The 22,225-nt window shown below is 57.0% G+C and carries 18 protein-coding genes and 1 tRNA gene; 4 read left to right on the forward strand and 15 right to left on the reverse strand.

The window, feature by feature from the left end:
• Positions 1-179: 179 nt before the first annotated feature.
• From pqqB to ptaA, 7 genes are all read right to left on the reverse strand, one after another.
• Positions 180-1,091 (reverse strand): pyrroloquinoline quinone biosynthesis protein PqqB, encoded by a 912-nt coding sequence (pqqB, locus tag TU81_RS28405; protein ID WP_048397792.1) that lies wholly within the window; start codon positions 1,089-1,091, stop codon positions 180-182.
• A gap of 84 nt (positions 1,092-1,175) precedes the next feature.
• Positions 1,176-1,250 carry a pyrroloquinoline quinone precursor peptide PqqA gene (gene pqqA, locus TU81_RS30000; protein ID WP_009045898.1) on the reverse strand — a complete coding sequence of 25 codons (75 nt, stop codon included), beginning with the start codon at positions 1,248-1,250 and terminating at the stop codon, positions 1,176-1,178.
• A gap of 156 nt (positions 1,251-1,406) precedes the next feature.
• Positions 1,407-3,845: a pyrroloquinoline quinone biosynthesis protein PqqF gene (pqqF, locus tag TU81_RS28410; RefSeq protein ID WP_048397798.1), complete on the reverse strand. Its 2,439-nt coding sequence runs from the start codon at positions 3,843-3,845 to the stop codon at positions 1,407-1,409.
• Positions 3,846-3,883: 38 nt separating this feature from the next.
• Complete coding sequence (locus TU81_RS28415) at positions 3,884-4,678, reverse strand: carbon-nitrogen hydrolase family protein (RefSeq protein WP_048397800.1); 795 nt, start codon at positions 4,676-4,678, stop codon at positions 3,884-3,886.
• 12 nt (positions 4,679-4,690) lie between these two features.
• Positions 4,691-6,373 (reverse strand): flavin monoamine oxidase family protein, encoded by a 1,683-nt coding sequence (locus TU81_RS28420; RefSeq protein WP_048397802.1) that lies wholly within the window; start codon positions 6,371-6,373, stop codon positions 4,691-4,693.
• A gap of 229 nt (positions 6,374-6,602) precedes the next feature.
• Entirely contained in the window at positions 6,603-7,064 is a 462-nt protein-coding gene (locus TU81_RS28425) for an Lrp/AsnC family transcriptional regulator (protein WP_007980298.1), read from the reverse strand.
• 101 nt (positions 7,065-7,165) lie between these two features.
• A complete protein-coding gene (gene ptaA, locus TU81_RS28430) occupies positions 7,166-8,263 on the reverse strand; it encodes a pyoverdine biosynthesis transaminase PtaA (protein ID WP_038981211.1) in 1,098 nt (365 codons plus the stop codon).
• A gap of 202 nt (positions 8,264-8,465) precedes the next feature.
• Here ptaA and TU81_RS28435 point away from each other — a divergent pair, with 202 nt between their 5' ends.
• A complete protein-coding gene (locus tag TU81_RS28435; protein ID WP_082157894.1) occupies positions 8,466-9,113 on the forward strand; it encodes a zinc metalloprotease in 648 nt (215 codons plus the stop codon).
• A gap of 19 nt (positions 9,114-9,132) precedes the next feature.
• Here the strand turns inward: TU81_RS28435 and TU81_RS28440 are convergent, their stop codons facing one another.
• Complete coding sequence (locus tag TU81_RS28440; RefSeq protein ID WP_038981213.1) at positions 9,133-9,924, reverse strand: helix-turn-helix domain-containing protein; 792 nt, start codon at positions 9,922-9,924, stop codon at positions 9,133-9,135.
• Positions 9,925-10,063: 139 nt separating this feature from the next.
• Here TU81_RS28440 and TU81_RS28445 point away from each other — a divergent pair, with 139 nt between their 5' ends.
• From TU81_RS28445 to TU81_RS28455, 3 genes are all read left to right on the forward strand, one after another.
• Complete coding sequence (locus TU81_RS28445) at positions 10,064-11,167, forward strand: polyamine ABC transporter substrate-binding protein (protein WP_048397803.1); 1,104 nt, start codon at positions 10,064-10,066, stop codon at positions 11,165-11,167.
• 59 nt (positions 11,168-11,226) lie between these two features.
• Positions 11,227-11,412 carry a hypothetical protein gene (locus TU81_RS28450; RefSeq protein ID WP_038983593.1) on the forward strand — a complete coding sequence of 62 codons (186 nt, stop codon included), beginning with the start codon at positions 11,227-11,229 and terminating at the stop codon, positions 11,410-11,412.
• A gap of 164 nt (positions 11,413-11,576) precedes the next feature.
• Positions 11,577-11,822 carry a hypothetical protein gene (locus tag TU81_RS28455; RefSeq protein ID WP_038981217.1) on the forward strand — a complete coding sequence of 82 codons (246 nt, stop codon included), beginning with the start codon at positions 11,577-11,579 and terminating at the stop codon, positions 11,820-11,822.
• A 490-nt stretch (positions 11,823-12,312) separates the two neighbouring features.
• On the opposite strand, the gene TU81_RS28460 is transcribed toward TU81_RS28455, so the two are convergent.
• The 7 genes from TU81_RS28460 to rpsU form a co-directional block, all read right to left on the reverse strand.
• Positions 12,313-12,555 (reverse strand): hypothetical protein, encoded by a 243-nt coding sequence (locus TU81_RS28460; RefSeq protein ID WP_048397804.1) that lies wholly within the window; start codon positions 12,553-12,555, stop codon positions 12,313-12,315.
• Positions 12,556-12,565: 10 nt separating this feature from the next.
• Positions 12,566-13,066 carry a hypothetical protein gene (locus TU81_RS28465; RefSeq protein ID WP_048397806.1) on the reverse strand — a complete coding sequence of 167 codons (501 nt, stop codon included), beginning with the start codon at positions 13,064-13,066 and terminating at the stop codon, positions 12,566-12,568.
• Positions 13,067-13,537: 471 nt separating this feature from the next.
• Positions 13,538-13,614 (reverse strand) — tRNA-Ile (locus TU81_RS28470).
• 15 nt (positions 13,615-13,629) lie between these two features.
• Complete coding sequence (locus TU81_RS28475; RefSeq protein WP_038981223.1) at positions 13,630-17,376, reverse strand: bifunctional diguanylate cyclase/phosphodiesterase; 3,747 nt, start codon at positions 17,374-17,376, stop codon at positions 13,630-13,632.
• A 123-nt stretch (positions 17,377-17,499) separates the two neighbouring features.
• Positions 17,500-19,347, reverse strand: a complete 1,848-nt coding sequence (rpoD, locus tag TU81_RS28480; protein WP_038981225.1) for an RNA polymerase sigma factor RpoD — start codon at positions 19,345-19,347, stop codon at positions 17,500-17,502.
• 67 nt (positions 19,348-19,414) lie between these two features.
• A complete protein-coding gene (gene dnaG / locus TU81_RS28485) occupies positions 19,415-21,388 on the reverse strand; it encodes a DNA primase (RefSeq protein WP_038981227.1) in 1,974 nt (657 codons plus the stop codon).
• A 482-nt stretch (positions 21,389-21,870) separates the two neighbouring features.
• Entirely contained in the window at positions 21,871-22,086 is a 216-nt protein-coding gene (rpsU, locus tag TU81_RS28490; RefSeq protein WP_002551877.1) for a 30S ribosomal protein S21, read from the reverse strand.
• Between the last annotated feature and the right edge of the window lie 139 nt (positions 22,087-22,225).

Raw genomic sequence — 22,225 nt, forward strand, 5'->3', positions numbered from 1 at the left:
ACAACCAAGCGAATGGCTTCTGCTTTTTCCTCTGACGTTACAACCCGATAACCCATGATGCTTCCTTAGATCGACGCTCCTACATCATGGTCTAAAAACATTCGACCACAACAGCCTCGCTCCTACAGAGATAGCGCTATCTCTGTAGGAGCGAGGCTTGCCCGCGAAGAGGCCGTCCGCTACAACACAATACTCATGCCGTCATACGCCACTTCAACCTCGCGCCGAACCAGCTCCGCGCGCTCCGGCGAATCCTCGTCGAGAATCGGGTTGGTGTTGTTGATGTGGATAAGTACTTTGCGCTGCTTGGGCAACTGTTCCAGTACTTCGAGCATGCCGCCGGGGCCGTTCTGCGCCAGGTGACCCATCTCCCGGCCAGTGCGCGTGCCGACACCACGGCGCTGCATTTCGTCGTCGTCCCACATCGTGCCATCCACCAACAGGCAATCGCTGCTGGCCATGATTTTCATCAGCGCTACGTCGACCTTGCCCAGGCCCGGTGCATAGAACAGTTTACCGCCGGTGCTCAGGTCTTCGACGATCAGGCCGATGTTGTCGCCCGGGTGCGGGTCGAACCGATGCGGCGAGTACGGTGGTGCGGCGCTACGCAGGGGCAGCGGGGTGAAGCGCAGGTTCGGGCAGGCCGGGACGGTGAAGCTCTGATCGAGTTCGATACGGTTCCAGTTCAACCCGCCATTCCAGTGAGTCAGCATGGTGAACAACGGGAAACCGGTGCTCAAATCTTCGTGGACCATGTCGGTGCACCAGACCTGATGCGGGCAACCTTCGCGCAGGCTGAGCAGGCCGGTGGTGTGATCGATCTGGCTGTCCATCAGGATGATTGCACTGATGCCGGTGTCACGCAGCGCGCGACCTGGCTGCATTGGAGCGAAGTTCTGGAGCTGGGCGCGGATGTCCGGCGAAGCATTGCACAGCACCCAGTTCACGCCGTCATCGGAAATCGCGATGGACGACTGGGTACGCGCCTCGGCCCGCAGGCTGCCGTCGCGAAAACCTGCGCAATTCACGCAGTTGCAGTTCCACTGGGGGAAACCGCCGCCGGCGGCGGAACCTAGAATCTGGACAAACATGGCCGCTCCATCATTGAAAGCTGAAAATAAAAACGCCCCGGCGAGCCGAGGCGTAGCACTGCATTCTCTACCAGACGGCAGAGCTTAGCGGCTTGCGAAGTACATGGTGACTTCGAAGCCGATACGCAGGTCGGTGTAAGCAGGTTTGGACCAGGACATAGAAGCGCTCCTTCAGGTGGATGGGACAGTTGAGACCTATACATATAGTCCACCTCCAGTCGGAGATGTTCAGATAGTTAGGCGGCTATGTTACTCAAAATTACAGAGCGATTGGCCACGAATCTTTGAGAAAGCTAATTGCAGCACCGGTAATGATCATTTTGCCACTTGCCAAAGCTCAGTGGGGCACGTTCCGTTGGCCAGGCAGCGCCATCCGCCGTCGGCCCGATTCAGTCGTTGTGCCGCCGCCAGCAAGGCTTCACGGTCGATCATCAGAATTGCCTGAGGCAGACGATTCAGGTAGTCAGACGAATGGCCGGCCAGTTTGCCTTGCCAGAGCAGTTCGGCGGCCTGGGCGTTGGGCAGGGCGGTGTTGTCGAATTGATCGGCCAGAGCTTGGCGCTGATCGATGTAGGTCGCGTCATCGATGCTTTCGATCATCCCTTCCAATTCGCTGAGGAACTGTTCGATGTGCTCCAGCAAATCCAGAGGCGCGACGCTCGGCGATTGCACGCCGAACAGCAGCCCGGCGTGACCGTTTATCTGGCGTAGTCCGCTGAACACGGCGTATCCGAGTTGCAGCTCTACCCTGAGGCGCTGGTAGAACGGCGTCTGGCACATGTGTGCGAGCAAACGCCAGGCAGCTTCATCGACGATGTCATGGGTTGCCGTCGGACAAAAGAGTAACAGCGCGTGTTCGCTGGAGCCGGTATCGACGGAGTTCCACAGATGCTGCGAGCGAATCGACGGAGACGGCGTCAGTTGACTGTCCGCAGTGCCGGGAATACGACTCAAGGCAAGCCCCATCGCCGCTTGAGTCTGGGCAGACAGGCCTATCGCCAGGCCATCCCAGCGTGCGCCCGACCAGAGTTGCTGCAACTCATCTGAGGCTTCGGTGTGCTCAAGGCATAGATCAGGCAATGCCTTGAGAAGCTGTCGAATCGGCATCAACGCAATGGCCGCCGACTCTTCCTGTGAGAAATCGGCATCAGGTTTTGTCAGTTCTTTCAGCGCATGTTCGAGGACTGTCGGCATCGGTTCCTGCAGGCCCGTCATCTTCAGCAGCCATTCATTGCCCGAAGCGCTGAAGGAAAAGTCGACACCGGCCTGACGCGCATCTTCGCGCAGCATTCGCAGGCGGCTCTCCAGATTCGACTGAAGGCGATCGTGAGGTGCGAACTCCAGACGCCAGCGCAGATAAACCGCACCTTCATCCGTGTTATCCGGCAGCGCCTGGCTGAATTGCATCGGCGATCGTTCGCGGCGACTGCGTGAGCGATCCTGGGCAAAAGTCCGCAGGCCGCGATGGGCGCTGGTCTGGCCGCGAATCAATCCGGCATTCGAGGGTGGAGTCTCGGCGCGCAAAAACGGGTTGGGGGTCGGCAGTTGCCACTGGCCGGTGAAGTTATCCACAGCGCCAATTTGTTTGAGGATTGCCTTGAGGGCGACAACGCCCTGTTCGAATAACTCGGGTTCAAGCTGTTCGCTGTCTCGTCGGGCCAGTTGCAAGGCGCTGCTGACTTGCTGTTGGCGCTGCAGCAGAGCTGCATATTCTTCGCGCAATTCGGCCCAATCCTGATGAGAGGCAAAAAAGCCCAGCCAATCCAGGAGCCGATCGCGGATCACGTTGGCCGGTTGGGTGGCATGGGCGGGCCGTGTGAATTCGATGTGCAGCAAGGCTTGGTCAGCGTAGTGATAGAGCGACGCGGCTTTCAGATTGTCCGCCAGCCCATGCTCTCGCAGCTGCGCCAACAGGCCGCCGGGTTTTTCGGCATTCAGCCAGTGGCACAGGAAGGCCAGCGCTTCGGGCGATGAGTCGGGCAGTGCTTCGAAGGCGAACAGCAGATCAAGCCGACGTTCTCCAGCCTGTTGATAACTATTATCTGAAGAATCCATCAACGGGGTGGATTTTGCCTGAGAGACTTTTTCGCCGGGGGTAATAGCAGCGGCAAACGCCTGAGCCATCCCCTTCAATTCATCGAGATTCTGTGGCCCGGCCAGGCTCAGTGTCATCTGCCCGGTCTGATAAAACTGCTGATAGAAACCCTTCAACGCTTGCTGGAATTCGGGCTGCGGCACCGGCAGGCTGTAACGGTTTCCCGCATGAAACGCCCGCAACGGATGAGCCGCCGCGAGCCCGTCGAACAAAGCAAATTGCTGCTGAGCTGTCGCATCCCGCGACCAGGCGACAAATTCGGCGTGGAGCACTTCCCGTTCCCGCCGCTGATCGTCCGGATTCATACGCGGATGAGCGAGCATGTCTGACAGACGCTCCAGTCCATCCCTAAACGCCTGAGGTGGCAGCTCGAAAAAGAAGTCCGTCGTACGTTCGCTGGTTCGCGCATTCACCTGCCCGCCATGACTTTGTACGTAGGCCATCAGCCCTTGCTCTGCGGGAAAGCGCTCTGTACCCAGGAACAGCAAATGCTCAAGAAAGTGCGCCAGCCCCGGCCAGGCCAGTGGCACGTCGTGACTGCCGGCATCGACCCGCAACGCGGCGGCGCAGCGCTTCAAATCGGGAGCATGACGCAGCGTCACCCGCAGGCCATTGGCGAGGGTTTCAGTGTGGAGGCGAGGGTGATTCAGCGCAGGCATGAGCACTTCCAGAACAGAGAAGCGCTAATGCTAGCGGATTAGGGCTTGTTCAGCTCGCCGTATAGCTCAGGACGGCGGTCGAGGAAGTAGCGATTGGCGGCGCGGGAATCGATCATCAGCTGACGATCCAGTTCACCGACAATCAGCGCTTCATCAAGTCCGGCCTGGGCGATGCGGCTGCCATCCGGTGCGGCGATGCTGCTTTGGCCGCAATACTGGATCTCGCCTTCGTGCCCGCAGTAGTTGGCGTAGGCCACATAACACTGGTTTTCGAAGGCCCGTGCGCGGACGGTGACGTCGGCGATGAAATCGTAGGGAATCATGTTCGCCGTCGGCACCAGAATCAGTTCGGCGCCGGCCAATGCCAGACGCCGGGCGTTCTCCGGGAACTCCAGGTCGTAGCAGATCAAAAAGCCTAGCTTCCAGCCGTTGAGTTCAATCAGCGGAAACTCATCCGGCCCGGCGCTGAACATCGAGTGATCGAGGTCGCCGAACAAGTGAGTCTTGCGGTAGTTGCACAACCGCTCGCCATTGGCGTCGATCAACTGCACGGCGTTGTAGATCTGCCCGTCTTCGGTGCGCTCCGGGTAGCCATACAAAATGGCGATCCCCGTCGCTTTGGCAATGCGCGCGATTTGCTGCGCCGATTCACCGTTGTGCACCTCCGCCAGTACGCTGACGGCATCGATGCCGATGTTGTAGCCGGTCAGGAACATCTCCGGCAGCACCAGCAAGTCTGCGCCCTTGGCCTCCAGCGCCAGTTGATGCAGGCGTTGCAGATTACCTGCGACATCCAGGGGCAGCGGTGGGCATTGGTAAAGGGCTACGCGCATTTCGGATTCCTCTTACTCGGGCAGGGCGATCGGACCGATTTCGTTGAACACATCTCCTGGACCCGGGTTTTCGGCGTGAGTTTCACCGCCGAAGTGTTTCATGATCCCCCACACCGCGTTGAGCGAGGTCTGCACCGCGCCTTCGACCCAGGCCGGCGTCCACGAAACGTCGTCGCCGGCGATGAAAATTCCGCGTTGCTCGGCCGGCATGTCGTCCTGCATGAAGTGCGCGTACATGCGCTGGTTGTAGCGGTAGTGGCCGGGCAGGGCGCCTTTAAAGGCCCCGAGGAAATGCGGGTCGGCTTCCCACGACACGGTGATCGGATCGCCGATGATCCGCGCGGCGATGTCGACTTTCGGGTAGATCTTCTTCAATGCGTCCAGTGCCAGTTTTACGCGTTTTTCCACCGGGTGCGGGAGCATTTTCAGCGCGTCGCTCATCCACGAGTACGACAGGCAAATCACCCCTGGCTTGTCGTCGCCGTTGTCGAAAAGGTAAGTGCCGCGTGTCAGGCGATCGGTGAGGGTCATGCTCATCAGGTCGCGACCGGTTTCAGGGTCTTTGTCCTTCCAGAATGGGCGATCGACCATCACGAAAGTCTTCGATGATTGCATGTAGCGGGTGCGGTCCAGGGCCATCCACATCTTTTGCGAGAACAGGCTTTCGTCGCATTCGATCTGGGTGGTCAGCAGCCAGCTCTGGCAGGTGGTCAGTACTGCTGCATATTCACGGGTGTCGCCGTAGTTATCGGTAACGGTAAAACGCCCGTTCGGTGCATGGGCAATTTTTTTCACGCCGGAGCGCGGCGCGCCACTGTGCAACGAACTGAGACTGGTGCCTTCAGGCCAATGCACGCAACGCTCCGGCACATGGCGCCAGATGCCCAGCGGCACTTGTTCCACTCCGCCGACCACCAAGTGCTGGTGATCGTCGCAGTTGGTCATCACCACACGGAAGATTTCCAGCATCGAGTTGGGGAAGTCCGAGTCCCAGCCGCCAGTACCGAAACCGACCTGGCCGAACACTTCGCGGTGATGGAACGAGAGCTTGGCGAAGGCTTCGGAGGTGGCGACGAAATCATAGAACGTGCGGTCGTCCCACAGCGGCACCAAGGTGTTCCACAGTTCCTTGAGGCGCGGCACGTCGCGGTCACGGATCGCTTGCTGGATATCGGAGAACTGCGAGCCGGCTTCCAGAGCATCCGCCCAGGCGTCAGCAACTTCCTGGAACAGTGCAGGAAGATCCGCCAATTTCTGTGCGTAATGAGTTTTGCCTTCCAGATCGATCACCGTGCTGCCCGACGCAGGTGTCAGCGGGTTCGGGAAGGGTTTGGTCTGGAGGCCGAGCTTGTCGACGTAGTGATAAAACGCGGTCGAAGACACCGGGAAACGCATGCCGCCGAGTTCGGCGATGATGCCTTCAGCGCCGTTGAAGGCCTGTGAGCGCAGACGGCCACCCATCTTCGAGGCTTCGTAGACGACGGGTTTAAGACCCAGCTTCATCAATTCGTAGGCGGCCACCAGGCCTGCAATGCCAGCCCCGACTATCGCCACTTCGGCGCCATGGTTCTGCGCAGGAATGCTGCCCAGCCCGGCCGGGTGTTCGATCCAGTCGTCGAAGGCGAAAGGAAAGTCCGGGCCGAAAACGGTGACCGGTTTTTTACCGTCTGCAGGATGGCGATTGTTCTTGTTCATGGCTGACCTTGCTGGCGACCTGACGCAGAGTGCGCGTCTGAGTATAGGAAAAGATGGCAGCCATTCTAGAGAGCGTAGAACACGTTAATAAGACGCAATGTGTCGTCATTTTGCTTTGCGTCTACACATTGTGACGACACAGCGCGGCGTTACGACGAAATTAGTCTGTAGGAGCGAGGCTTGCCCGCGAAGAGGCCCGACCAGATACCCAAGACCTAACGGCGGAAACTCAAACCGGCTGCCCCCGATCAATCTTGCTACTCAAGATGATCGAAGTCGTCGTCTTCTCCACGCCATCCACACTGCCAATCTGATCCAGCAACTGATCCAGTTGCTCCGGCGAGTCGGTGCGCAACCATGCCACATAATCAAATTCGCCACTCACCGCACACAACTGCTGAACCTGCGCCATGGCGCTGAGACGCCGCAGCACTTCCTTGCCGGACCGCGGTTGCACCGTAATCCCGACGTACGCCTGCAATCCGCCATCCACCACGCGCTGCCCCAGACGCACACCATAACCGGTGATCACTTTGGCCTTTTCCAGCCGCGCCAGGCGTGAAGTGACGGTGGTGCGGGCGATACCCAGTTGCCGGGCGAGCATGGCCACGCTTTCGCGGGCATTGATCTGCAAGGCCGCGATCAATTGGCGGTCGATTTCGTCGAGAACGGGCGGGCGGGTGTCAGGCAAAGGGGCATCTCCAGCGGCACAGATCAATGGGCAGGCATGTTACAGGCACATCCTGCGCGGTGCTCGTGGCGGTTGTCTGAACCAGTCCCACCTTCGTCCTTTTAGTCTTGGGTGACCTGCGCAAACGCCTCACGAAACCGCCGCATCTGCTCATCTGTACCCACACTGACTCGAACCCAGGTCGGCCAGCTCTGCCACACCCGACCAATCCGCACACCGCGATCGGCAAGTGCTTTCACGACTTCGTCTGCCGGGCGCCGGACATCAATCATGAAGCAGTTCGCCTGCGATGCCGTGCAGCGAAAACCGCGTGTTTTTAGCCAGGCGCTGGTCTCATCACGCAGTCGGGCATTGTTCTGTTTTCGCTGGGGCAACAGTTCGGCGTCCTCAAGGCTGGCAATCCCGCCCAGCAATGTCGAGACGGCTGGCACGTTGTAATTGCCGAACACTTCCAGTTGCTCAAGCAATGCCGGATGACCCACCGCCACGCCGAGGCGGGCACCGGCCATGCCATAGATCTTGGAGAACGTGCGCAGCACCAGCAGCTCAGGGTGATCCTTGACCAGCGGAATGCAGGTAGGCTCATCCGAAAAGTCGAGGTAGGCCTCATCAACCAACAGGATCGAGCCTTTGGGCTTCTCGGCGAGCGCCCGTTCGATGTCCGCGCGCGGGGTGATTGTGCCTGTCGGATTATTCGGATTGCACAGGTAGATCAATCCGGCATTCGAGTCAGCCGCCAGCATCCCTTGAACGTCGTGGGCGTGTTGAATATTGAGCGGCACTTCATGCACCGAGACTTTTCTGCCGCGCGCCGCTTCAACGGGATCTTCGTAGGAGGGCGTAGCGACCACCAGACTCCCGTTTTGTGTAAAAGCGTGCACCGCGTGCTGCAGGGCTGCTTTGGAGCCGCTATAAGTCTGAACGTACTCTTCCGGCACGCCTTGTTGGCGGGCGAACAGGGCATTGAGTTTATATTGGGTTTTATAGGGGTAGCGCCCGCATAAGGCGATCCCTCGTTCCATCGCTTGCCGGGCAGCAGGCACAGGCCCCCACGGGCTTTCATTGAAGTTGATCAGCACTTCATCGGACGGAACGGGCTCGGCGACCGTCGGGCTCTGCGCGCGAACCCACGGTGTGTGCGCCAGAAAGGGCAGGGCGGCAGCAAACCCCATGATTGAACGACGCGTGACATCAACCATAAAAATTCCTTTTTCGGATCATCAGATACGCCTCGGTCGGGTTACCAGGACACTGATGTAACGAAATGGTTAATGGCTGATTTAAGCTGGCGGAATGGCTGGAGTAATGATGCGGAGCGGGCTCTACATCGATAGCATGGACACGAGCCGTTACTCTCATAGTCGAATACGCAACGCAGGGCTGTGACGGGAGATGATGGGAATGATGAAGAAAATGCCTCCCGCTATACGGGATCATGCATTGCAGATTGCGAATCACGAAATGGGGCACTACGTGGTTGCCCGAGCCTTGGGCTTTGAAACGGGTGATGTGACGCTGAAAGTCACCATGGACTTGAGGCATCAGGCCGGGGCTTCCATTATCTTGACGCGGTCAATTTCCTCGATAGAAGAAATGAAGGAACATTTGGAAGGTCGGTTGATAGTCCTTTTTGCTGGCGCTATGAGTCAGACCTTACCTGCAAAGCATTCAGCCAGGAAACTCGTCGATAAAACGAAAGCGACAGCCATCCTGAATGGAGAACTTGGGGCGGAACAGGATTACGCAAAAGTAAGGGAGTTACGGCACTTGTTGCGAAATATCTCCTACCCCGATACGGATCCAGCGTCGTCCGAGCGCATAACTGCCGAGCTTAAAGAGATTACTGATCGTGTGTGGTTGCGGACCCAACAAATCGTAGAGGCATTGGCCGACACGATTACCGGCTTGGGCGCGGCGCTGGTAGACGGCATGGTCATTGTGGAGCAGTGGGGGCGGCCGGCGGATACTTATGAAGTCGTGTTGACGGGGGAAATGCTTGAGCGGTTGCGGCCTGTGCAAGCCATTCCATCGTTGAGTGTTTGGGCCTGAAAAGTGCCAGGCGCTGACTTCAATTTGTAGGGCAGATATCCTGTTTTGGCATAAAGAATCGAGCAAATAATTCGGGTTGTGATTTGATGTTCAATTTAGCGTAAATATTTCGGCGATGAACTTTTATTGTTTCTGCCGACAAGGAAAGTTTTCCTGCTATCTCTTTGTTAGAGAATCCGCTGAGTAATAATTGGAGAACGTCCTTTTCGCGCGTTGTTATTTGTGTGCCAAGCTGGAGAATCGTTTCTGGCCATAGAGTCGGTTCTGGGAGATCTTTTTCTACGTCAACCTCAAAGCACATGCGTTGATGCATTAATGCAGTTACCCATGGTTTGATAATATCAAGTATTGTTATTTGCTCTTGGTTAAAGCGGGCGTTACTGCCAAAGGAAATGCATAGCGTTCTATCGGAGTCGAGCTGGACATTGTACTGTGCTTCATCTACAGAAATGTACTGTGCGAAATATTGATGATAGTACTCAGTTTCAAGGAAGTGCTCGGGTGCAATATCCAGCATATGAAAGAAACCGCTCTGTGGGTTTTCTCGATTAGCTATATAAAATGGATCGAGCATATAAAGTCCCTTCACGTAGCGATGAATGAATGCATCTACCTCTTCTGTGTCTGCTACTTCAGGAAGACTAACAACTTGCACTTGTTGATTGCTGAATATTAACACCACCCAGTTATCGATCTGCACATATTCATTTAAGGTACGAATAAGTGAACTCCAGAATTCTGGGCGATTCAACTGCATGATCAGCTTTCCAATTGATCGATGCCAAGCCAGGCTATGAAGGTCGAGTGGCATTTTCTACCCCTTTAGGGTTAGGGATTCGTAGGTCGCGGGTAAGTATTCGTAGGTATTTACTATTCGTCAATGCCGGGTATATTCACGATCAGGATTCACGATGGCCATGAGGGCATGTCGTCTTGACAAGGATAGTTGTATGAGCAAATCACCTTTGCGAACCCTTTTTGCAGCCTCGCTTCTCTGTGCAGGGATCAGCACATCAGTGGGGGCTGTAGAGCCTGGGGTGTATCTGTACAACTGGTTCGGGCTTATCGCACCGGAAACTCCAGAGGAGTTTGAGCAGGAAACCGGCAGCCGAATTCATATGGATGCGTTCGACAGTGCCGAAATCATGCAGAGTAAAGTGATGGCTGGGCGCACGGGGTATGACGTGGTTGTGGCTACCTCCAATGTGCTGCCAAGCCTGATCCAGGCGGGAGTACTTCAGCCGTTGGATCGTAATCAACTGAGTAATTTGTCACATATCGATCCTGATATTTTGTCCCAGCTAGCGGTCAATGATCCTGGTAACCGCTACGCTGTGCCCTATTTATGGGGTACCACCGGCATTGGTTATGACGTTGCTAAAGTCAAAGCGGCATTGGGTGATGATGCTCCGGTGAATAGCTGGGATTTGATCTTCAAAGAAGAAAACATCAGCAAACTCAAGTCGTGTGGTGTGGCAATGCTCGACTCTCCAAGTGAGATCATTTCGATTGCTTTGCATTACCTTGGGCTCCCTAGCAACAGTAAGAATCCGGATGATTACCAGAAGGCTCAAGCCCTACTGTTAAAAATCCGTCCCTACGTCCTCTATTTCGACTCATCCAAAATCGACTCTGACCTGGCTGATGGCAATATTTGTGCAGTTGTGGGATGGGCTAATGGTGCCCTCGCTGCGCAGGCCATCAACGAGAAGGCCAACACTGGACGCAAGATTGCCTACAGCCTTCCTCGCGAGGGAGCGCTGGTTTGGTCGGAAAATCTGGTTCTGTTAAAAGATGCTCCCCATCCAAAGGAGGGGATGGCGTTTATTAATTATATGTTGCGACCAGAAGTTATTGCCAAGACTTCAAACCACACTCTGTATCCTAACGCTAATAAAGATGCCTATGAGTTTGTTGAGCGGAAGCTGCGTGACAATGCTTGGATTTATCCAGACCCAAAGACCGTTGCTACACTTGTTCCACTTGAGCCGCTGCCATTGAAGTTGGAACGAATCCGCACTCGGATTTGGACCAAAGTGAAGAGTGGTACGTGATCTGACTGGGGTGTCGTCTTTGTTGTTCTATGGGGGTCTTTATTTTATATGAGGGTGCTATGGGGATTTACAGAGAAATTAAAAGCGAAATTAAAGAGTTGGTAGTGCTGATAAAAATGACTGAGCGATATGAAGCGCTCATTGCAAATGGCTTTATGTCGCTGGATAACCAGTCAATTGTCTTTAATGATCAGCGGTTGAGCCGTATTGAAGAATTGCTCCGTAAGTATGATGTGAGTTTATAATTTAAAAGGAGGTTGATCTATTTCGGTTTGGCCTGCACGTGGCTTTTCTGGATTTTTCGGCTTGCCAATTTGGAGCACTGGTAATCACGTAGGGAGCAAGAGCAGCCCTTATCAACCGACTGACTTAGGGGTTGTCACAGAGGTTCTAGGGAAGGAGAAAAATCATGTACCAGGGTGATTGCCAGTGCTACTTGGAGTCGGATGAATACAAAGCCTACAAGGAAATTGAGGAGCAGATTGGCCACTGCGCGCCCGAACAAGCCTGGGCCATGTACTACGTCTCGGTCGGGATGGTGCGTGAAAACATCGCCTTGGCGGTGATGGAGCACATCGCCAGGGGTAACAAGGCACTGCTTGTTGAGTTCCCCGAACTTGCACCGGCTGACCAGGGAGTTCACGAATCGAGCTAAGGCGGATCACGCAAGCCTTTACAGCGAAGGAGTCACCAGTCTTCGCCCACGATCTTCTGTAGTGCCCCCGGGCTAATTCTCTCGCAGCTCCAAACCACGTTCCATTCACAGATCGAGCAGCAAAACGCGGCTTGGCCTAAGGCATGCGTATAGTCTGACTTAAAAGGTTGGCGATTGCGGTGACCTTTCATGTGCGCTAGATCCGTGCTGTCTAGGATCAGAATTACGCCGCGCCCGCAGAGTTGGCGAGGCTGGTCAATGTGGCATTACACATTTCCGACTGCACCTGGCCTGCGTTACAGCCGCCACCCATCATTTAACAGTGATTTTGGCGGCATCTAACCTACGTTAGGAGTTACCAGTATGTTCAAAGTGACCCCCATCCGCCGGCAAGGTCCAACGCTAAGATCATCGATCAACGCGCTGTTGATCGACTGTTGTCCCATATGATTTTGGGTCAGAGACGGCACCGAGAAATCGTGCCAGGGCTTCAGTCCCCCTCCGTGAACCGCCGCCGCGTCAGGAAAAGCACCACGCCCAGCGGCACGGCCAGCAGTGCTAGCAGCTCCAGTTCAAAGCCCAGCACCTGCTGCTCACCAACCTTGAAGATGCTGACCAAGCCCGTTGCCAGCAGCGCCAAACCCAGCCACTTGCGCAGCGTGTATGGTTTCAGAAACTGAACGAGGATCGCGCCCAGCACCAGAAGGACGACAGTTTGCATGATGTAGGGCATGTGCAGTTCCTCAGACCTTGATGACCAGCGTCACGACAGAGCGCTGTGGGCCAATCCCGCCATGGACCTCTCCCTCGATGCTGACCAGCACGTCACCTGCATGCAGGTTCGGCAGGGCCCCTTTGAGGTACCAGTTGACACCTGTCGTCACGACTGCACCTGAAGCCCAGCCAATGAGCGGCCCGCCCAACGCACCTACCCTCCCGGCAACGCCACCTGAGGCCGCAGCAATTCCCTTGGCGACGTTGCCGCGCATAGTGCTGATAGCATCGGCCTGCTGCCGGGTCAGGGGATTGGAAATGCAGACTGTCAGCAGGCATGGCAGGTTTCGAGCCTGCATTCGGTCGTACATATCGACGACCATGCTGTTGACTTGGTAATGGGCGCGTTTCGCTTCGCTAAAGTGCAGCTCGCGCAGGCGACCTCGGTCGCTTTCCATGAGGGTGATTTGAGACAGATTGAAGACGATCCCTTCCTCGGACCTGTACTGCGTGGTCTTCTCGAACTTCATGCGCGTATCCATTCGTGCAAAAAGACGATGATCTTCTACAAGCGGTGACTAAGATGCAAACGGTCTTTGATGTGTGGACTCCTTCTCACCGTTGACTGTGGTTCGCACGTTCAGTCTAACGATTAAGCTAAGGGGCGCGAGGCACGCGGTCCCGAGTGAGCGAGGCGAACGTATTTTGATACGCTTTACTTAAGGTAAGCACTTAACTGCTCTGCAATCTTTTTAAGCGCTTTTGACTCTCTCAACCCATCTTTAGGAGACGCGACAGGGGTGACGGCAAGCCCGACTGCGGTAAAGATTCAGGGTAGCAGGACACCACCTATTCGCCATTAGCTTGTCGGCTCGTAGCCCAGCACGGCGGAATCTGCGTCCCGACAGGTGGCAGGCCCGCCTTACAGACTTTATATAGGTACGAAAACCTGTACCCAACAAAAAAGGCCTACGCCGTTAAGCGTAAGCCTTTGATTTGTTTGGTGGGCCCAGTAGGACTCGAACCTACGACCAAGGGATTATGAGTCCCCTGCTCTAACCAACTGAGCTATAGGCCCTCAGTAGGCCGCGGATTATAGCGATGGTTTCTCGGCTGTGCTATCCGAAAAATCCAATATGGCTGTACGAAGAAACGTCGCGGCGAATTCGTCCGGTGGCAAGGGCAGGCTGACGATGTAACCCTGGATCTGTTCACAGCCCTCCGCAGCCAGGAATTGCTGCTGGGCCTGGGTTTCGACGCCCTCGGCGATGACGGTGAATTGCATGCTGCGGCCCAGGGCGATGATTGCGCGAACAATGGCCGCGTCGTGTGGGTCGTCCGGCAGGCCGCGGACGAACGATTGGTCGATCTTGAGGATGTCCAGCGGCAGGCGTTTGAGGTAGCTCAGGGACGAATAACCGGTGCCGAAATCGTCGATTGCCAGTTGCACACCCAGGCGTTTGAGTTGATGCAGCACCGCTAGCGCTTCTTCGGCCTGACTCATGATGAAGTTTTCAGTGATTTCCAGTTGCAGGAAGCCGGGTTTGAGGTGGTTGTCCTTGAGCAATTGCTCGATCCGGCCAAGCAGGTTCGGCTGACGCAGTTGAGCGCCCGCAAGGTTGACTGAGAGTGGGCCCAGGCACTCATAGACCTGATTCCACTCGTACATCTGTCGGCAGGCGGTCTCAAGTACCCAATCGCCGATTTGCAGGATCATGCCGTTTTCTTCGGCCAAGGGAATGAAGTGCTCGGGGGGTACATCGCCGAAGTTGGGGTGACGCCAGCGAATCAGCGCTTCTGCGCCCACCACTCGATGATCGTCCAGACTGATTTTGGGTTGGTAGTACAAAAACAGCTCATTACGCTCGATGGCGCGCCGCAGTTCATGTTCCAGCGCCACGCGCTCGCTGGCTTGGGCGGTGAGGTCGCGGGTGTAGCTTTCAACCCGGTTACGGCCCTTGGCCTTGGAGCGATACATCGCAGCATCGGCGTTCTTGACCAGTGTGGCGACGTCGCAGCCGTCCTTGGGGTAGAGGCTGGTGCCGATGCTGGCGCTGATGAAAAACTCGTGCTCGCCGGCCTGGAAAGGGGCGGAGAAGCAATTGAGGAGCTTGGTGGCGATGTTGTCGGCATCGCTGGACTGTTGCAGGCCGGGGAGCAGGATGATGAATTCGTCGCCACCCAGCCGCGCTACGGTGTCGATATCGCGCAACTGTTCCTTGAGGCGCACGGCGATGCCTTTGAGCAGCAGGTCGCCGACCGGGTGACCGAGGCTGTCGTTGATGTGTTTGAAGCGGTCCAGGTCGAGGAACAGCACCGCGCCTTGGCCCCCGTTTTCCTGCTGATTGTTCAGTGCGCTCAGCAGTCGGCTTTCGAACAGCGTGCGGTTTGGCAGGCCGGTCAGCGGGTCGTGGTGCGCCTGGTAGTCGAGTTTGGCCTGCGCGTGCTTGAGGCTGGAAATATCCGCGAACACCGCAACAAAGTGGGTGATGAATTTATCCCGGTTGCGCACTGCGCTGATGGTCAGCCAGCTCGGGTAGAGCTCGCCATTCTTGCGCCGGTTGGAAATCTCGCCTTGCCAATGACCGTCGGCGGTCAATTGATGCCACATCGCCGCATAAAATGCGCTGTCATGCAGGCCCGAGGCGAGCAAGCGAGGGGTATGGCCCAGCGCTTCGCTCTCGCTGTAGCCAGTAATTTCGGTGAATGCACGATTGACTGCGCTGATGTGCTGCTGGGTGTCAGTGATCAATACACCCTCGGCAGTGCTCTCGAACACCGTGGCGGCCTGCTGCAGTTTCTCCTGCATCAAGTGTCGCTCGGTAATATCCCGGGCGATGGTCAGCATGCAGTCCTCATCGCCGATGGGCAACGGCCTGCTTGAAACCTCACAGAGCCGGATTTGCCCGTCTTTGCGGCGGATGTGGCAACTGAAGTCGCGGACGAAACCATCCCGGTGCAACAGCTCGAGCATCTGTTTGCGCTCGTTGAGATTGACCCAGATCCCCAGGTCCAGGGCCGACCGATCCACGGACATCGCGCTATTGAAACCGGTAATACGGCTGAAGCCTTCGTTGACTTCCAACAGCAAGCCGTCGCTCTGCCGGGACAGGAGCAAGCCGTCGGGGGAGGCATGAAAGGCCTTGGCGAACTTCTCTTCGGAGGTTTGCAGCTGCTGCTGGGTTTCCTTGAGTTGACTGATGTCCCGCACGACGACCACCAGGGCCGGGGTGGTATCGAGATCGAAAGGCTCGGCGGATATCAGGCCAGTAAACACCTGGCCATTGCTGCGGCGAAAGGGCATCTCCAGATTGCGGATGCTGCCTGCCTGCAAGCGCTGCAACAAACCCGGCCCCACGCCGGGTACGCCCCAGATGTTCAGGTCGGTGGCGGTCTGGCCTATGACGTCTTCGGCCTTGAGGCCGATTTGTTCTTCGAACGCTTCGTTGACTTCCAGCAGGCAGCCGTCAGAAAGCCGCGCAATTACCAGAATATCCGGGCATTGCTGGAATACCGACGCGAACTTCTGTTCCGACAGGCGCAGCGCCTCTTCGGTGCGCTTGGCTTCGCTGATGTCGATCATCAGCCCGCGCAGTACCGGTTCATGGGCGTGCTCGATCAGGCTGACGATATCGCGGACCCACAGGCAGCGGCCATCAGCGGTGATGACCCGGTAATCGACGCTGTGATCGCGCCCGGCCGCCACTTCACGGTCGCAGAAGGTCTGGGCCCGGGTCAGATCCGCGGGGTGGATGATGTTGCGCCAGAAGCCCGGAATCAGCCAATGGGGCAGGGGATAACCGAGGAGGTCCTGAGCGTGAGGTGACACATAACTGTAGGTGTAGTCGCTGATCCGGGCTTCCCAGGCAATGGCGGAAAGACTCTCCACCAGCCCGCGGTAATGGTATTCGCTGCTGCGCAGCTCCTGTTCCAGAGCGACCCGGCGGGCAATTTCCGAACTGAGTCGACGGTTGATCCGGATAACCACTGCCAGCACGATCATCAGAAACAGTAATCCTGGCAGGCCGTAACTCAGTGCGTCCAGCCAGAAGGTTCGATGGTCCAGGACGTTGCCGACCCAATGTTCCTGGATGGAACTGATTTCACTCGGGGTCATGTCTGCCAGGACTTTGTCCAGGATGCTGACCAGCAGTTTGTTGTTCGGGGGCACGGCCATCGCCAATTGGTAGCGATAGGGTGTTTCACCGCTGACGTAGAGCCCGTCCAGCTTGAGCTGGCGCAGACTCCACACACTGGAGGCGAGATCGCCCACTACGGCGTCCACAGCGTCGGTGGCGAGCGCCTGCAGCGCCGAGCTGACATTGGGCATCGCCACCAGATTCAGGTCGGGATGGTGGGTGCGCAATAGTTCATGGGGGGCATAGTTTTCCACCACGGCGATCTTCAGCCCGTACAGGTCTTCGAGTTTGCGCGGTTGGGGACCTCCGACGTGAGCCAGAATGACAATCGGAAAGTCGAGATAGGGGCGGGTGAACGATAGATACGTCTGACGCTCGGGAGTCGACATGATGCCCGGCAAGATGTCTAGCTTGCCTTGTTTGGCCTGTTTCAGGACCTCGGTCCAGCTGACCGGCTCGATGGGCGTGAGTTTGATGGCCAGCCGTTGACGGATGACGTTGATGTAGTCCGCTGCCAGGCCCTGATAACGCCCATGTTCGTCGCGAAATTCAAACGGCGGCCAGGACGCGTCCACGCCCAGGCGCAATTCCGGATGAGCCGTCAGCCAGGTACGTTCTTCGTCGGTAAGAGTCAACGCACCAGCCGTTGCGGTCCAGGTCATCAGCGACAGCAAAAAAAGCACGGTCGGCCATCTGGGCATAACGGTCTCGTTATGGCTTGGGGGGAATGTTTCGAGTGTAGACGGGCTATTCGGCGGGGGGGGTGTACAGGGCATTTAATCTGTATAAAGCAGAACCCCCGGCCTGGGCCGGGGGTTCTGTGATCACTCGTCGAGGAAGGAGCGCAAATGCTCGCTTCTCGTCGGGTGGCGCAGCTTGCGCAGCGCCTTGGCTTCAATCTGACGAATCCGTTCACGGGTCACGTCGAACTGCTTACCAACCTCCTCGAGGGTGTGGTCGGTATTCATGTCGATACCGAAGCGCATGCGCAGAACCTTGGCTTCACGGGCCGTGAGGCCGGACAGGACTTCGCGAGTCGCTTCTTTAAGGCTCTCAACAGTGGCGACATCGATTGGCGACTGCATGGTCGAGTCTTCGATGAAGTCACCCAGATGAGAATCTTCGTCATCACCGATCGGGGTTTCCATGGAGATCGGCTCTTTAGCGATCTTCAATACCTTGCGGATCTTGTCCTCAGGCATTTCCATGCGTTCGCCCAGCTCTTCCGGGGTCGGTTCGCGACCCATTTCCTGCAGCATCTGCCGGGAAATACGGTTGAGCTTGTTGATCGTCTCGATCATGTGCACCGGAATACGGATGGTGCGGGCCTGGTCGGCGATCGAGCGAGTGATCGCCTGACGGATCCACCAGGTGGCATAAGTCGAGAATTTGTAGCCGCGGCGGTATTCGAACTTGTCTACCGCTTTCATCAAACCGATGTTGCCTTCCTGGATCAGATCGAGGAACTGCAGACCACGGTTGGTGTACTTCTTGGCGATGGAGATCACCAGACGCAAGTTCGCTTCGACCATCTCTTTCTTCGCGCGGCGGGCCTTGGCCTCACCGATCGACATGCGACGGTTGATGTCCTTGATCTCGGCGATCGTCAAACCGGTTTCGGTTTCCAGCGCGGTCAGCTTCTGCTGGCAACGAATGATGTCCGGTTGCAGGCGACCAATGGCTTCAGCGTATTTGCTTTTGCCTTTGGCCAGTGCATCGGTCCAGCTTTCGTCGACTTCATTGCCCGGGAACTGGCGCAGGAAGTCGGCACGCGGCATACGGGCATCACGAACGCACAGCTGCATGATCGCGCGCTCTTGCTGACGCAGACGATCCAGGGCACTGCGAACACGCTCGACCAGGCCTTCGAATTGCTTCGGCACCAGTTTGATCGGCATGAACAGCTCAGCCAGGGCGATCAGCTCGGCGATTGCCAGCTTGTTGCCACGACCGTGCTTTTTCAGCGCCTTGCGGGTGATTTCCATCTGATCGGAGACAGCGCCAAAACGCTGTGCGGCGATGACCGGATCCGGGCCGCTTTCGGCTTCTTCTTCGTCATCGCTTGCTTCGGCGTCATCGTCGTCGGTGTCGTCGGCAGCTGGAGCTGCTTTCGGGTCGACAGGCGGTGGCACTTCGGCTGCAGGCGGCGCAATGCCGTCGTCCGGGTCGATATAACCGCTCAGGACGTCGGACAGGCGGCCACCTTCGGTGGTGACGCGAGTGTACTCGGAGAGAATATGGTCAACCGTGCCAGGGAAGTGCGCGATTGCGCCCATCACTTCGCGGATGCCCTCTTCAATACGTTTGGCGATTTCGATTTCGCCTTCACGTGTGAGGAGCTCTACCGTACCCATTTCACGCATGTACATGCGCACTGGGTCGGTGGTGCGACCAATGTCGGTCTCGACCGCTGCCAACGCTGCTGCTGCCTCTTCGGCCGCGGCTTCGTCGGTATCGGCGTCGGCCAGCATAAGGGAATCCTTATCTGGCGCAACCTCGAATACGTTGATCCCCATGTCATTAATCATGCGGATGATGTCTTCCACCTGTTCCGGATCTGAAATATCCTCCGGCAGGTGGTCGTTGACCTCAGCGTAAGTCAGGTAGCCCTGCTCACGACCAAGTGTGATCAACTCTTTGATACGAGACTGCTGTTGCGCTTTTCCGGACATAACACCCTATCCACTGAAGGTCTTGGCGGGCAAAAAACAAGCCGAGGATTATACCTGAGCTATGACCTCACGCGCCAGTTGAGGTCGGGCTTGATGCGGAAACATTGCGACTTAAAAGGTCGCGCAGTTGATTTTTCTCTTCGGTGCTCAATTCACTTTGACGTGCTTTTCGAAGAAGTTGTTCCAGGTTTCGCTCGCGTTGGCGGGCTGACAAGCTAGTAATGGTGTCGAAAAACTGTTGTTCAAGGTTATCTCCATCAATCAGCCATTCCTTTTCTGCCAGCGCTTTGAGCAGTCGGCCTTGTTCGGTGCCGTGCCAACGCGCAATCAGTTGAAATGAGTTTAGCTTGGGATTCTTCTGTACGGCTTCGAGCAGGGCGACCAACAGTTGCGTGTTGGTATGGTCCTCGGCAGCGAAGTGCCCGGCATCCTCGACTTTCTCGGCCAGTTGCGGGTGATGCAGTAGCGTGCGCAAGGCGGCCAGGGTGGGCGGCTCTACAGCGGCCGGCACCCTTGGCGCGCGCGGTTGATCGCGATCGCCGCCACGTTTGCCGTTCTTGTCCCACGGCTTCTTGTCCCACTTCTTGCCGCCTGCGCCAGGCTTTTTCGGCGTCCATTCCTGCTGCGGCGCGTACATCTCTTGCGCCTGCGGCTGATGGTAGTCGCTGTAATCCGGCATGGCGTCGTAATCGATGCCCGGATCGTAAGCGGGTGGCGCTTCCTGAGGCTGAGGCGTGCTTTGCACGAGTTGGCTCACGGCTTCACCGCTAAGCCCGGTAATTTCGCTCAGGCGCTGGCGCATCAAGATGCGCAGGTTGGCGCCCGGGACTTTGTCGATCAGCGGCGCAGCGAGGGTGGCCATGTGGGCCTTGCCTTCGAGGGAGCGCGGGTCCGATTCCTCGGTCAACTGTTGAAAAAAGTAATCGGCCAACGGCTGGGCGTGCTGATTGATTCGCGCGCGGAAGGCGTCAGTGCCCTCGGAGCGGACCAAGGTGTCCGGGTCCTCGCCTTCGGGCAGGAACAGAAAGCGCGCCCGGCGTCCGTCCTGCAGGCAAGGCAGGGTTGCCTCCAGCGCCCGCCAGGCGGCATTTCGTCCCGCCTGGTCGCCGTCGAAGCAGAACAGTACGTTGGGCACGACGCGAAACAGGCGCTTCAAGTGCTCTTCGCTGGTGGCGGTGCCCAAGGTTGCGACGGCATTGCGCAGGCCTTGCTGGGCGAGGGCGATGACGTCCATATAGCCTTCGACGACGATGATTTCGTCGAGGTTGCGGTTGTTCTTGCGTGCTTCATAAAGGCCGTAGAGTTCCTGGCCCTTATGGAATACCGGGGTTTCCGGTGAGTTCAGGTATTTCGGCTTGTCGTCGCCCAGCACTCGGCCGCCGAAGGCGATGATGCGCCCGCGACTGTCGCGAATCGGGAACATCACGCGATCGCGGAAGCGGTCATAGCGCTTGCCGGTTTCGGCGTTCTCGATCAGCAGGCCGGCATCGATCATGGCCTTTTGCTGCAGGGTATCGCTGCTCAAGTGCTTGTACAGATTGTCCCAGCCGGGTGGGGCAAAGCCGAGGCCGAAATCCCGGGCGATTTCACCCGTTAGTCCACGACCCTTCAAATAATCCACGGCGGCTTTGCGCGACGGATGGTTTTTCAGGGCCTGACGATAAAAGTCGGCGGCAGCGGTGAGCAGCGGATACAGCGGCGAATCAGTAGGCTGGCGCGGTTTGTGCGGCCGGCCGCTTTCTTCGCGGGGAATTTCCATGCCGGCGGCTTTGGCCAGCTCTTCGACAGCCTGGACGAAATCCAGGTTGTCATGGTCCATCATGAAGCCGAGGGCGTTACCGCCAGCGCCACAGCCGAAGCAGTAATAGAACTGTTTGTCGGGGCTGACGCTGAAGGAGGGGGTTTTCTCTTTGTGAAACGGGCAGCAGGCAGTGTAGTTCTTGCCGGCTTTTTTCATTTGCAGGCGCGAGCTGACCACGTCGACGATGTCGGTGCGGTTCAGAAGGTCGTCAATGAAGCTCTGGGGAATTAGCCCGGCCATGGCGTTCTCGTCATCTGCGCTGAAATGGACCCAAAACGAAGGGCGGCCAAACGCGGGTCGTTGTTTGAGGCGCGCAGGGTGTGCGGCTCGACCGGTGTCGTCTGCGTAATCGCTGTCGGGAAGTGTATCTGCCGAAAATCCACTGACGTTAGTACCAATCAGTATTCGACTATTTGAAAGTGTTTCGCTGAATCCGGCGACGGCCAGTCATTGGCCTCGGATAGCTCATAAGCGGGCACGCAAGAAGGTGCCTTGGGCTGATCGTCGTGAGAGGAATCAGTGGGTGTGCTCGTCAGTAGCCTTGGAAGGCTCGTCAGAAAAGACGTGCACCGCTGGCAAAAGAGCCAGGTCTGACGCTGTGAAGCAGATTTGTCTCGGTCGCGTCTGCGGCTTTGACGGTGAAGCATCAAGCGTTGTCCGCAAATGCCATTAGCCCGGCTGAGAGCCGGGCTTGGCAGAAGCTTGCTACGATCGTCTGTGTATTAGTACAGACGAACGGCGCGGCGCTGTTCGCGCTGAACTTTCTTGGCGTGACGCTTAACAGCGGCTGCTGCTTTACGCTTACGCTCAGAAGTTGGCTTCTCGTAAAATTCGCGGCTACGAACTTCAGCCAGTACACCGGCTTTTTCGCAGGAGCGCTTGAAACGACGCAGAGCTACGTCGAAGGGTTCGTTCTCTTTTACTTTGACGGCTGGCATCCAGAGCTACCTTCATTCATTACCGGGGTCAACATCCTCGCGGCAAAAGAGCACTTGAAGACGTCGGTTTTTAAGGGTTGCGGATGTTAACCCCTCATCGCTCGGAATGCAAAGCCTCTGATCGAAAACCGCTGGTCGG

Source organism: Pseudomonas lini (genome assembly GCF_001042905.1).
In the GTDB taxonomy this organism is placed as follows: Bacteria; Pseudomonadota; Gammaproteobacteria; order Pseudomonadales; family Pseudomonadaceae; genus Aquipseudomonas; species Aquipseudomonas lini.